The sequence below is a fragment of the Pseudomonas sp. GW821-FHT09H03 genome (genome assembly GCF_059415945.1).
Map to the genome: position 1 here is coordinate 210480 of NZ_JBWKOF010000002.1, position 13059 is coordinate 223538.

Below are 13059 nucleotides of genomic sequence, written 5' to 3' on the forward strand. Positions count from 1 at the left end.
AAGTAGCATGTACAGTTGGCTAGCCGAGAATCTTGGGCACATACGTGTCAAACGCAAACTGGGAATCGGTTTTGGCCTGCTGTTATTGCTGACACTGCTGATCACCTTCACCGGCTGGTCCGGTCTGAGCGGCGTGATCAGCCGTGGCGACAAGCTTGGCTTCATCGCCACTGTCAACGAGCTGACCAAGGATCTGCGCCTGGCGCGCATGGACTATGAAATGCGTCGCGGCGAGCAAGGCCCCGCAGCCGTCAACGACCTGTTAGGCAAGCTCGAAACCGGCCTGCATACCGCGCGCAGCCTGATCGAGCAACCAGCTGACGCCGCCATGGTGGATCAACAACTGGCCGCTGTCGCCGAGTACCGCCGCGCGTTCAGCGACATGACCCGGGCAGGCGCCCAGCGCGAGGACGCCCGCAGCAAACTCGGCGCCACTGCCGACACCGCAGCGGCCCGTGTCGCCGAAGTGGAAAAATCCATGCTGCAAGGCGACAGCGTGAGCGCCTTCAACAGCGTGATCAACCTCAGCAAGCTGATCCAGCAGGCACGCTTCCAGGTACGCGGCTACACCTACAGCGGCAAGAGCGAAGCTGCACAGCCCGCCCTGGACGCGATCGACAATGCCCTGAAAAACCTCGAGAGCCTTCCAGCCACATTGCCCGAAGAGCACCTGGCCAACCTGCAACAGGCCACCGACGCCCTCAAGGCCTATCGCGCCGCTGTCAGCCAGTTCAGCGATTCCCAGATGGCCACGACCCAATCACTGGCGCGCATGGCCGCCCAAGGCGACATCCTGCTGGACCTGAGCAAGAAACTCACCGTTTCGCAAACCGTTGTCCGCGACACCGATGCCGCTCACGCCAAGAACATGCTGACCCTGGTTACCGCGCTGGCGATTGCCTTCGGCTTGCTGGCGGCATGGGCAATTACCCGGCAAATCGTCATCCCCCTGAACCAGACCCTGGCAGTGGCCGAACGCGTGGCCGCCGGTGACCTGACGCAAAACCTTGTGTCCCTGCGCCGCGATGAGCTTGGTCAACTGCAACGCGCCATGCAAGGCATGACCCGGGGTCTGCGCGAACTGATCGGTGGGATCAGTGATGGCGTCACCCAGATCGCCAGCGCTGCCGAGGAGTTGTCCGCCGTCACCGAGCAGACCAGCGCCGGGGTTAACAGTCAGAGAGTCGAGACCGATCAGGTCGCCACCGCCATGAACGAAATGGCCGCCACCGTGCAGGAAGTCGCACGCAACGCCGAGGAAGCATCCGAAGCGGCGGTCGCCGCCGACCAGCAGGCCCGCGAAGGCGACAAGGTGGTCGGCGAAGCGATCGCCCAGATCGAGCGCCTGGCCAGGGAAGTCGGTAACTCCACCGAAGCCATGGGTGAGCTCAAGCGCGAGAGTGACAAGATCGGCAGCGTATTGGACGTGATCAAATCCGTGGCCCAGCAAACCAACCTGCTGGCACTCAACGCGGCGATTGAAGCGGCCCGTGCCGGGGAGGCCGGGCGCGGTTTTGCCGTGGTCGCCGACGAAGTCCGCAGTCTGGCCCAGCGCACCCAGAAGTCCACCGAAGAGATCGAAGAACTGATCGTCGGCCTGCAAAACGGCACCCAGCAAGTGGCGACCATCATGGACAACAGCCGCAACCTGACCGACAGCAGCGTCGAACTGACCCGCCGTGCCGGTACTTCACTGGAAAGCATTACCCGTACCGTATCGACCATTCAGGCGATGAACCAACAGATTGCAGCGGCGGCCGAGCAGCAAAGCGCCGTGGCCGAGGAAATCAACCGAAGCGTGTTGAACGTACGGGATGTGTCGGATCAGACGTCAGCGGCGAGTGAAGAAACGGCAACGTCCAGTGTTGAGCTGGCGCGGTTGGGTACACATCTGCAAATGTTGGTGGGGCGCTTTAAAGTTTGAATATTTAAAGAGGGCTTGCCCAACGCGGACAAGCCCTCCCTCACTCAACAATATAAAAACACTAACTTACGACTGTAGAAAAACTGAATACAAAGGCGCCGAACACAAACCAAAAACCCGGCATGCTAAGTTCACTCCTCAATCAAAGGAACCACAGCAAAGCACTATGTTAATAGCGCAGACGCGATTATTACGCATAGACATGCTTGTTGTTGGCTAATCACAAGGAGTGAACATCATGAACGTAACAAATTTTACACTTGGCAATGCCTGGATGACGGGCATCTATGAACATATCAAGAACCTGCGCGTGCACCAGCTCGCTCTACCCTCTGCCCATAATTCCGGTGTGGATAAAGGCTCACTGGATCCTGTTTTCGGCAATTGGATGGCATGCCAGGACTATTTTTTCGGCACCCAATTGAACCAGGGTGCCCGTGTCCTCGATTTGCGCGTTACCGACTACAGTTACAGAAAAGATGTTGGTGGCTCGAAGGTCCCTCGATACAAATTCATCGAGGAGTTCAAGTGTGTACATGGTTTACCTGGAAGAAATTTCGACCAATGCCTTGCGGAGGTCAAAAGGTTCGCGGAGTCAAATCGTGGCGAGCTGATAATACTGGACATTCACAAGTTTGACCGTGGCAGAAATCTTAATGACAGCATTGGACGCTTTCGAAACAAGTTAAGCCAACTGAATCATTTACTGATCCCACCCACCGCTAGAAACCTGACTTTGGCCGAAATCAAAAAGAGCCACCCTAATCGCAATGTAATCATTTGCTGGGAAGGCGGCACCTACTGGAATACCATCCAGCACATATGGGAAGGCGATCAGACAACTCGAGCACAACTTGAAAGTTTCATCAACAGAGCCAGGGCAAGAGTTTCCAGCAGTACATTCAGCTCACTGTCAGCGACCATTTATAACACCGGAGGCCCAATGCGCCTGAGGCGAGGCGAGAAAGTCTGGACAGACGTGTTCCATCCGCAACATAGCGTTTTCAACATCATCAATGCAGACTTCATTCAAGACACAGGCATCGTCGAAAAATGCATTGAGCTTAACAAGGCCAGAGGCGCGCGCAGCTAATTGATATCGGCTGATATCAGCATCCGCCCCCACGTCGCCGAGCCTGCTCACGGCAAAGCGACGTGCTGGATAACCTGGCTACAGGCGCTTGCGCTATAGAACCTGGCGCAAAAATGCCTGAGCCCGCGGATCTTTCGGGGCATCGAAAAACTGCGCTGGCGATGCATCTTCCAGCAACTTGCCATGATCGAAGAACAGCACACGATCGGCTACTTCCCGGGCAAAACCCATTTCGTGGGTGACGCACACCATGGTCATGCCTTCCACGGCCAGGTTCTTCATCACATCCAGCACTTCGCCGACCATTTCCGGGTCCAACGCCGAGGTCGGCTCATCGAACAGCATCACCTTTGGCTCCATCGCCAGCGCCCGGGCGATCGCCACGCGCTGTTGCTGACCGCCGGACAGGCGTGACGGAAACTCGTTGGCCTTCTGCGCAATCCCGACCTTTTCCAGCAGCGCCAAGGCCTTGGCTTCACGCTCCTTCTTGCCGCGTTTGCGCACGACTTTCTGCGCCAGGCAAAGGTTTTCCAGAACGGTCATGTGCGGGAATAGATTGAAGTGCTGGAACACCATGCCGACCTCTCGGCGATAGGCGTTCACATCGGTTTTCGGATCGGCCAGTTGCAGACCATCGATGCTTACCGAGCCCGAATCAAACTCTTCCAGGCCATTGAGGCAGCGCAGAAAGGTCGACTTGCCGGAACCGGACGGGCCGATCACCACCAGTACTTCGCCCTTGGCCACCGTGGTGCTGACGTTATCCACCGCACGCACCACCTGACCACGGGTGTCGTAGACTTTTACCAGATCGCGGACTTCAATCACTTTGCGCGAGCCTCCGCTCAAGCCGGCTGGCGATTTTCGACAGCGGCAGGTTGATCAACAGGTACAGGCCGGCGACACAGAACAGGATTTCGAACGGCGAGAACGACGTGGTAATGACTTCACGACCGCTTTTGAGCAGTTCGGTAATCGCGATCACCGACACCAGCGAGGTGTCCTTGACCAGGCTGATGAACTGCCCGGCCAGCGGTGGCAACACGCGCTTGAACGCTTGCGGCAGCACCACATGGCGCATCGACTGACCCGCACTCAGGCCCAGGGACCGTGCAGCTTCATTCTGACCACGGGCGATCGACTGCACGCCCGAGCGGATGATTTCCGCTACGTAAGCACCTGTAAACAGCGACAGCGCAGCGATCCCGGCGAACTCCCGGGACAGGTTCATCACCGTACCGATGAAGAAGTAGAAAATGAAGATCTGTACCAGCAGCGGCGTGCCACGCACCAGTTCGACGTAAATGGTCGAGAGGTCGCGCAAGGTCGGGTTGTTCGACAGGCGGCACAAGCCGGTGGCGAGGCCGATCAGCAGACCCAGCACACCAGAGACCACCGATAGCCACAAGGTGGTCCAGAGGCCCCACATCAGCGGTCCTGCGGCCCAATGGCGGGTTACGCCGACCACGTCACCTTCGGCCAAATCATCGCCCTGGGCGACTTGCAGGCTGTTTTCGTCGACGGTCAGGTGTTGTTCATCGCCTGCATCGTTGCGCAGGGTCACTTGCGCCTTGTCGCCTTTACGCACCAGTTCGCTGACGGTGGAGATGTCGGCGGCGCGTTGGGATTCTTCGGCGTGGTAGGCGAAGTACTGCGGTACGCGGTTCCAGCGCCATTCGTAGGACATCAGCGAGGTGGCGTAATACAACGCGCCGGCCAGACCGATCAGCACCAGCACGGTCAGGGCGTGCCAGGGCCATTGGGCTTTTTTCTGTTTCATTGCAGGTTCCGGAATTTGTGTTGCCTTGGAGGCCGTCATCGCCAGCAGGCTGGCTCCCACAGGGGAATGCATTTCATTGTGAGAGCCAGCCTGCTGGCGATTCGGCGCGACGCGGTCTATCTGACCGAGCCTTACTCCATGTCCTTCTGCCAAGCGGTGTCTTTGAACCACTTGTCATGGATGCGATCGTAGGTGCCGTCTTCGTGGATCTGGTGCAGGAAGTTGTTGATGAAGTTGATGCTGTCGTAGTCACCCTTCTTCAGGCCGAACGCCAGGGGCTCGTAGGTGAACGGCTTGTCGAGGAATACCAGCTTGCCGTTGCCGACCTTGTTCACGGCCACAACGTTGTAAGGCGCGTCGTAGATAAAGGCATCGGCCTTGCCATTGACCACGTCGAGCACCGCTTCCTGCTCATTGTCATAGCCGTGGTATTTGGCTTTGGAGATCAGCTTCTTCGCGACCATCTCACCGGTGGTGCCAAGCTTGGAGGTGATGCGGTAGTCGGCAGTGTTCAGGTCTTTGTAGGACTTGATGGTGCCTTCCAGCTCCTTGCGGATCAGCAAGGTTTGGCCGACCACGATGAACGGTTCGCTGAAATTCAGGCGCAGGTTGCGCTCTTGGGTCAGGGTCATGCCGCTGCCGATCATGTCGAACTTGTCGGTGAGCAGGGCCGGGATGATGCCGTCGTAACCAGTAGACACCAGCTCCAGCTTGACACCCATGGCCTTGGTCATCGCTTTGAGGATGTCGACTTCGAAACCGATGATCTCGCCGCGCTTGTTGGTCATCTCGAACGGCATGTAGGTCGGGTCCATGCCGACCTTCAAGGTGCCGCGCTTGACCGCGTCATCAATGGCACCGGCCTGCGCCGCGCCGACTGCAACCAATGCCGTGACGCCGACCAGCAGCATCGACAGATACTTCTTCATCTTCAAGTCCCCAAAACCATTGCGATATGAGGCGCGCAAATGGTGGCTTCCGTAAGGAAACACACCAATACGGAGAAAAATTATCCGGGCGCACCAATTCGGGGATGGATGCTAACGCACTCGTTCATTTGCACAAGAGCTTGGCGACGTTCAGGCAAAAAAAGCCCGTTATTCCATGAAAGTAACTGTACTGACCTATGCATCGGGTCGCAGCCACTGGTCGCAACTGTCATTTATGACAGCTACACAGCTAGCGCTTTTAAGAATTTACTTGGGTAGGCGCCCCTGTCGGATTCTCATCTCTCAAGGGCCTCATTCCAATACTGACAAGGAGTTCAACGTGTCTACTACCTCCCCCAATATAGCCACATCCCTCTTGCCGGCCGCCATCGTCACTGAAGCCCCAAATGGCGAATTGCCGAAAAAATCGGCACTGATCACCGTGAATATCGAGCCGCACGAGGGTAACCCTCTTGACGCCATCCTCCTCATATTGAATGGTATCCGTGAGGACGGCATGCCGTATCACTGGACCCTTCCGCCAAGGCCCACAGGCAATGGCCCTATCATTTTTCGCTTGATCAACGAGCGCGACATCGATATCGAGAACCTGAAAATCCTCAAAATTACCTACGAGATCGTCACCCAGCAAGGGACGCATTTACCCTCTGAAACACTGCACCTCAATGTCGTCACGGAAAAATTACCGCGCGTCGATATCGTGGAAGCTGCGGCACCGGGATTCGTGTTTGACCCGAAGCAATCGCTGTTTGATGCGACGATCATCGCCCGGACACACCCCGACTTTATCGCCGGGCGTTCTGTTTGGCTGCATTTCGAAGGCGGTGCGGCGGGAGGCAGCATCACCAAGGAGTTTCCGATTGAGTTTATCTGGGAGGGCAAGGACCTGTATTTCACCGTTGATCGCGCGATTGTCCTGGCGAACCTGAATGGCCCTGTAAAAATCTACTACACGCTGGTGGATGGGCAGAGCTCCCGCTGCTCCGAGGTCGTGGAGATGTGGGTCGGCTCGGCACTGGAATTGCCCGTGCCGGAGATACTGGAAGCGACCCTGGACAATCCCGCCACGGCCACGATTGACCCCATGAAAGTCCTGGAGTTGGGAACTTTCACGCTCCGTGTACGCAACCCCGACATGCTCGGCACCGACGAGATCGAGGCGTACGTTAAGGGTACCCCCAACGCCGGAACACCAGTGATCCCGCCAAAATATGGTGATGCCGATAAGCGCTTGGTTGATTTCTATTTGGATATCAACGTCATCGCGGCCAACTTGGGTCAAAACTTCACGGCAAGCTACAAGTACACGCGTGGTAGCAGAAGCAAATTGTCGGATGTTCTGCAAGTGAAGGTGCTACCTCTGCTGCCTTCGGCTATGGATTTGGTGAAAGTGCCCGGAGCTGTAGACGGTAAGCTCGATCCGCGCGACAGCCACGCCGTTCAGATCTCCGAGTTTCCATTTATGCGAACAGGCCTGGCAGTCTGGATTTTCCTGGAAGGAAACCAGGGAAAATATACGCTGCGCGACGGGGTCCCCGTGAGTCAATTGGAGTTTGATGCCAAGCGGATCGAACAAATGATTCCGGCAGACTACCTGAATACGCTGCCCCATGACGAAGTAGTTAAAGTGATTGCCCTGGTCTCGCTGAATGCAACGGGCGAGATAAGTTCTGCCGTCCCTTTTGTAGTTCGCGAATATCACATAGCAAGAGAACCTAAAGTCATCGCTACCATTGCTGTTGGTACTTCCCCAACACAAGTTGGAGTTAGCATTGACGGAGGGAAAGTCTTTGTAGCAAACAGTGGAAGCCAAAGCATTTCTGTCATTGACACTAAAAGCAATACCGTAATACACACTATACCCCGACCTCGCGGGAAGGCTACAACCATCGCTGTTCATCCCGGCGGGCAGCACCTCTACGGATGTGACAACGCAGACTCATACACATATGTCTACAATACGAATTCCTATGAGATGACTCATGACTTAGATGGCCTTACTGGCACCTTCGACATGAAATTCAGTACAGATGGCGAAAACGTATACAATGCTAATAATAGATCCGTTAGACGATTCCGCGCTCTTTCTGGAAATCAGTTAGCCGTGAATGACATCGACTCTTTCGCCCTGGCATTATGCCCCCGTAATACTTGCCTTTATTCAGTGCACCCATCATCAGATGACGTACTGGTTCTTGACGTTAATGATTTGCAAATAATAGAGAGAATTCCGGCAAGCGCCAGCCAAACAATTGCCTTGACCCGAACCAACGCCCACAGCCCATACTTGTACTGTGGCGGGAGCAAATTAGTAGTTATCGATACCGCGACCAATACGGTCATCGGCGACCTGATCACTCGTGATAGCGTCCGCAGTATTGCAACACACCCAAGCATGCCACTAGCGTACGTCGTTTCAGGTAATTTTTTATTAATTATCAACACAAACACGCATGAAATCATCCAAGAAATCTGGGTGGGCGGGGGCGCTTTTATAGCCATTACTCCTGACGGCTCGAAGGCCTACATCTCCCAAGAAAATAGCAACACAGTCGTAGTAGTTGCCCTTTAACAGCAGCAACAATGACATCTATTGTGAATCACAGGCACCAAAAAAAACCCCGCTAACTTAGCGGGGTTTTTTATCATGCCAACTGAGGCTGCGCACTCAGCGGCTTGAGCGGCAGCAGCGGCGCATGGGGATCGGCTTTCACCGACTTGCGCCACGCAGCCAGCCACTCGGGGTGACCTTCGCTCCACACTTGCTCGTGCAAGCGAGCCAATGCCACCGGGTCGCTCAGCAGTTGCACACGCTCATTGTTGTTCAGCCCATCAGGCCCGACCTTCATGGCGTGCCGTACCCGTTCTATCCGCAGCCATTCGATCGGCTCGGCCTGCCCGTGACGGGAGGTTGCCAGCGAGCACGCCAGGGCGTTCTGCTGTGGATCGACCACCGAACGAACGAAGCCGTCGTTCAGCGCATGCCAGCGGTTTTCATGGGTGTACTGGTCGGTTGCCAGCAACGCCTGTGGCGGATTGTATTCCTCAGGGATCAGGAACAGACTCTCGTCACGGGACTTCAGGCCCAGGCCAACGCGGCTGGAAATCACCGACACCGGAATCGACAGCATCAATGAGCCGACGATCGGCACCAGCCACCACAGGAAGCTCGGGTTCAGCCAGATCACCAGCAAGGCCCAGAAGAAGCCCAGCAAGGTTTGCGGACCGTGGCGCTTGACCGCCTCGCTCCATGGCGTGGAGTCGTCGTCACGTTGCGGCGAGTTCCAGGTCGCGGCCCAGCCGAGGAACGCGGCGAGAACGAAACGGGTGTGGAAAATCATCCGCACCGGCGCCAGCAACATGGAGAACAACATCTCCAGGAGCATCGACAGGGTCACCTTGAACTTGCCGCCGAACTCTTTCGCGCCCTTGGCCCAGATCAGGATGATGCTCAACAGCTTCGGCAAGAACAACAGCACGATGGTGGTCGAGAACAGCGCGATGGCCTTGTCCGGGTGCCATTGTGGCCACAGCGGATAAAGCTGGCGCGGTTCAAGGAAGTACTGCGGCTCCATCAGCGTGTTGACCGCCAGCAGCGCCGTCGACAGCACGAGGAAGAAGAACCACAACGGCGCCGACAGGTAGGACATCACGCCGGTCAGGAACACCGCCCGGTGTACCGGGTGCATGCCTTTTACCAGGAACAGCCGGAAGTTCATCAGGTTACCGTGGCACCAGCGACGGTCACGCTTGAGTTCGTCGAGCAGGTTTGGCGGTAGCTCTTCGTAGCTGCCTGGCAAGTCGTAGGCAATCCACACGCCCCAGCCGGCACGACGCATCAGCGCGGCTTCGACGAAGTCGTGGGACAGAATCGCACCGGCAAACGCGCCTTTACCGGGCAACGGCGCCAGGGCGCAGTGCTCGATGAACGGTTTCATGCGGATGATCGCGTTGTGACCCCAGTAGTGGGATTCGCCCAACTGCCAGAAGTGCAGACCGGCGGTGAACAGCGGACCGTACACGCGGGTAGCAAACTGCTGCATGCGCGCATACAGGGTATCCATGCCCGACGCACGTGGCGCGGTCTGGATAATCCCGGCGTCCGGCGTGGCTTCCATCAGGCGCACCAGACTGGTCAGGCACTCGCCGCTCATCACCGAGTCGGCATCGAGCACGACCATATACTTGTAGTCACCACCCCAGCGACGGCAGAAGTCGTCGAGGTTGCCGCTTTTACGCTTCACGCGGCGACGGCGGCGGCGATAGAAAATCTTGCCGAAGCCCTTCGCTTCGCGGCAGACGTCCAGCCAGGCCTGCTGTTCGGCGACACAGATATCGGCGTCGTTACTGTCGCTGAGGACGAAGAAGTCAAAGCGATCCAGATCACCCGTGGCCGCAACCGACTCGAACGTTGCGCGCAGACCGGCGAATACCCGAGGCACGTCTTCGTTGCAGATCGGCATCACCAACGCGGTGCGTGCATCCTTGGGAATCGGCTCATTACCGGCACTTTTACCGGAGATACGGTATTTATCGTGACCGGTGAGCAACTCGAGGAAGCCCATCAGCGCCGTCCAGAAACCGGCCGACACCCAGCAGAACAAGATACCGAACAGGATCAGGATACTGGTCTGCAGCGCATACGGCAGCACTTGCGTCGCAGTCTGCAACAACGGTTGGTTCAGCACTTCGTTCAGGTCGACGAACGACCAGCCCTGGTACGGCATGATGCCTTTCATGTACCAGCCGGCGACGATGGTCTGGCCCAGCATCAACACCAACAGAATATAACGACGGATCGAGCCGACCGTACGCCAGCGCGCTGCCGGCAGTACTCGCTCATCCTTCGGCGGCTTCGGCGGATTGGTCCGTCCGGTCATCCGGCGCCAACCGCGCACCAGAATGTTGGTGCGCCACGGCTCCGGCACAACCTTGGTCCGACGAATCGGCGGCGTCGCCTTCAGGCAAACGCGACCGCTGGCGTCGAGCGCCAGCATTTCGGCGTCCTGCAACTCTTCGGCGGTGCTCAGGGTCAGGCGCTTGCCGACCGAAGCCTGGACGGCCTCGGTCGGAGCGTCGAACATCGAGGACGACAAACGCTCGTGCAACTCGCTGAAGGACTTGCAACCCGCGAGTTCCGCGCGTTGCTCGTCGGTCATGGGCAGATGCGCCAGATACTCGGAAAGCGTCTCTGGCTGTACTTGAGAATTACTCATCGGCAGGCAACTGATAGCTCCAGGTCTCGGTCAGGACTTCTTCAGTCGGGGCCGATTCCGGTGTGGCTGGGACCGCGTCGGCAGCGGCAGGCTGCTTGGCGTCTTTTTTGGCCTGATCCTTGGCATCAGCAACCGGCTTGGTCTCGGCCTGTTTGGCCTCCGCTTGCTTGGCTTCCTTGTCCGCTTTCTCCTGCTGCTTGGCGGCAACCTTGTCGGCCTTGGCAACCGACGAGTTGGACGCTGGAACCGAGGTCTTGGCCAGGTCCGCCGGTACGATGTTCTGCACCAGCGCAGCGCGCATCTCGGTGGCCTTGCTCGGGTCCTTGATCTTCATCCGCAGGGTCAGGCGCCAGCCCTTGGTTTCAGGGTTGTAGCGCACACTGTTTTCCACCAGTTCAGCGTTGTCGCCAACGCTCACCTGGCTGCGAACTTCCGTATCTGCAGGCAATGCCGACAGGGACGGGCCTTCGAAGTCCACCAGATAGGCAACGCTGCCGTCCGGCTGACGAATCAGGTTGGACTGCTTGACGTCGCCAGTGGAGCGCAGAGTCTGTTTGACCCAGGCACTGTCAGGCGCATGAATCGAGGCTTCGTCCATGGTCCAGTGCATACGGTAAGCAACGTCGAGCGGTTGACCTGGCTCTGGCAGTTTTTCCGGATTCCAGAAAGCCACGATGTTGTCGTTGGTTTCGTCGGCGGTCGGAATCTCGACCAGATCGACGGTACCTTTGCCCCAGTCACCCTTAGGTTCGATCCAGGCGCTTGGGCGCTTGTCGTAACGGTCGTCGAGGTCTTCGTAGTGGCTGAAGTCGCGACCACGTTGCAACAGACCGAAACCACGCGGGTTCTCGACCGAGAAGTTGCTCACCGCCAGGTGTTTCGGATTATTCAGTGGGCGCCACAGCCATTCGCCGTTGCCGGCGTGAATCGCCAGGCCGCTGGAGTCGTGCAGCTCACGACGATAGTTGAGGACTTTCGACGGCTGGTTGGCACCAAACAGGAACATGCTGGTCAGTGGCGCAATGCCCAGTTTGCCGACCTTGTCACGCAGGAACATCTGCGCCTTGACGTCGACAATGGTGTCGCTGCCCGGACGCAGGGTCAGACGATAGGCACCGGTGGCCCGTGGGGAATCCAGCAGCGCGAAAATCACCAGGTGCTTGTCGCCCGGCTTCGGCTGTTGAATCCAGAATTCACGGAAACGCGGAAACTCTTCGCCGGACGGCAAGGCGGTGTCGATTGCCATGCCGCGAGCGGACAGGCCATAGACGTGACCTTTGCCCACGACGCGGAAATAACTCGCGCCGAGCATGGTCATGATTTCGTCTTGTTTGTCGGCCTTGTTGATCGGGTAAAGCACGCGGAAACCGGCATAACCCAGTTGCTCGGTGGCTTTAGGATCGAACTGCAAATCGCCGAAATCAAATCGACTCGGGTCGTATTTGATCTCTTCGACGGTGTTCGCCGTGATTTCATTGATTTTCACCGGCGTATCGAAATGCATACCCTGGTGGTAGAACGACAGCTTGAATGGCGTCTTCTGGTCGGCCCATTCTGCTTTTTCCGTCAGAAAACGAATCTTCTGATAGTCGGCGAATTTCATTTCGCGGAATTCGTTCGGCAGGTTACTGCGCGGTACTTCGTACTTCTGCGCGGCCAGCTCTTTTGCCTTGACCGAGACATCATCCAGACTGAATGCCCAAAGCTGGCCGGCGCTGAGCAGGCAGAGCAGGGCTGAGCCCGCTACCAGAGCGCTACGAAACCGTTTGGCAGACATTCTTGGTGCATTACAGGGACTAACAATCACGAGCAACCCTCGCCGAAAACAGATCAAAAAACCAACGGCCAGTTGACGGGCCTGTGCGTTACCGAGCCTGAAAAAGCCGACCTCACAAACCACTCTTGCCAAGTTGGCGAGCATTGTTCCGACTCCGATGAGGCAAAATGATTCCCCAAACGGTTCCGGACAAGTCTCTACCTAAGTCAAAATGGACCAACGAACGCCGATCCCCGTAGCGCGCGATTATCTAGCAGGCCGCGTTACAACGCATCAGGCGTAACAAAGTATTTATCGCGAAAAGCCCCTGTTTTCAGTG

Annotated in this window: 8 protein-coding genes and 1 pseudogene; 4 read left to right on the forward strand and 5 right to left on the reverse strand. The window is 57.1% G+C overall.

Annotated elements, in window-relative coordinates; all coding sequences use genetic code 11:
- Positions 1–7 precede the first annotated feature (7 nt).
- From AC07OG_RS03615 to AC07OG_RS03625, 3 genes and pseudogenes are all read left to right on the forward strand, one after another.
- Positions 8–1069: pseudogene (locus tag AC07OG_RS03615) on the forward strand (methyl-accepting chemotaxis protein); the annotation flags it as partial.
- Positions 1070–1210: 141 nt separating this feature from the next.
- A complete protein-coding gene (locus AC07OG_RS03620) occupies positions 1211–1924 on the forward strand; it encodes a methyl-accepting chemotaxis protein (protein WP_495066359.1) in 714 nt (237 codons plus the stop codon).
- A gap of 238 nt (positions 1925–2162) precedes the next feature.
- Positions 2163–3017, forward strand: coding sequence for a PI-PLC domain-containing protein (locus tag AC07OG_RS03625; RefSeq protein WP_495066239.1), 855 nt, complete (start codon positions 2163–2165; stop codon positions 3015–3017).
- Positions 3018–3110: 93 nt separating this feature from the next.
- Here AC07OG_RS03625 and AC07OG_RS03630 read toward each other — a convergent pair whose 3' ends face one another.
- The 3 genes from AC07OG_RS03630 to AC07OG_RS03640 form a co-directional block, all read right to left on the reverse strand.
- Positions 3111–3845 carry an amino acid ABC transporter ATP-binding protein gene (locus AC07OG_RS03630; protein ID WP_060542597.1) on the reverse strand — a complete coding sequence of 245 codons (735 nt, stop codon included), beginning with the start codon at positions 3843–3845 and terminating at the stop codon, positions 3111–3113.
- The gene (locus AC07OG_RS03635) at positions 3838–4797 is read right to left on the reverse strand and encodes an amino acid ABC transporter permease (protein WP_495066240.1); all 960 of its coding nucleotides are present in this window, start codon (positions 4795–4797) and stop codon (positions 3838–3840) included. Before AC07OG_RS03635 ends, AC07OG_RS03630 begins: the two co-directional genes overlap by 8 nt.
- Before the next feature lie 131 nt (positions 4798–4928).
- On the reverse strand, positions 4929–5726 hold the full coding sequence (locus AC07OG_RS03640) for a transporter substrate-binding domain-containing protein (protein WP_218424229.1): 798 nt from the start codon (positions 5724–5726) through the stop codon (positions 4929–4931).
- 340 nt (positions 5727–6066) lie between these two features.
- On the opposite strand from AC07OG_RS03640, the gene AC07OG_RS03645 reads away from it, so the two are divergent.
- Positions 6067–8319 carry a YncE family protein gene (locus AC07OG_RS03645; protein WP_495066241.1) on the forward strand — a complete coding sequence of 751 codons (2253 nt, stop codon included), beginning with the start codon at positions 6067–6069 and terminating at the stop codon, positions 8317–8319.
- Positions 8320–8392: 73 nt separating this feature from the next.
- On the opposite strand, the gene mdoH is transcribed toward AC07OG_RS03645, so the two are convergent.
- Entirely contained in the window at positions 8393–10963 is a 2571-nt protein-coding gene (gene mdoH, locus AC07OG_RS03650) for a glucans biosynthesis glucosyltransferase MdoH (protein WP_495066242.1), read from the reverse strand.
- Complete coding sequence (locus AC07OG_RS03655; protein WP_256352597.1) at positions 10956–12740, reverse strand: glucan biosynthesis protein G; 1785 nt, start codon at positions 12738–12740, stop codon at positions 10956–10958. Before AC07OG_RS03655 ends, mdoH begins: the two co-directional genes overlap by 8 nt.
- Positions 12741–13059: the final 319 nt, after the last annotated feature.

Coding starts and splice junctions, on each gene's coding strand:
- AC07OG_RS03655 (WP_256352597.1), bottom strand. CDS start 12,740: ATGTCTGCCAAACGGTTTCGTAGCGCTCTGGTAGCGGGCTCAGCCCTG.
- mdoH (WP_495066242.1), bottom strand. CDS start 10,963: ATGAGTAATTCTCAAGTACAGCCAGAGACGCTTTCCGAGTATCTGGCG.
- AC07OG_RS03640 (WP_218424229.1), bottom strand. CDS start 5,726: ATGAAGAAGTATCTGTCGATGCTGCTGGTCGGCGTCACGGCATTGGTT.
- AC07OG_RS03620 (WP_495066359.1), top strand. CDS start 1,211: ATGAACGAAATGGCCGCCACCGTGCAGGAAGTCGCACGCAACGCCGAG.
- AC07OG_RS03635 (WP_495066240.1), bottom strand. CDS start 4,797: ATGAAACAGAAAAAAGCCCAATGGCCCTGGCACGCCCTGACCGTGCTG.
- AC07OG_RS03625 (WP_495066239.1), top strand. CDS start 2,163: ATGAACGTAACAAATTTTACACTTGGCAATGCCTGGATGACGGGCATC.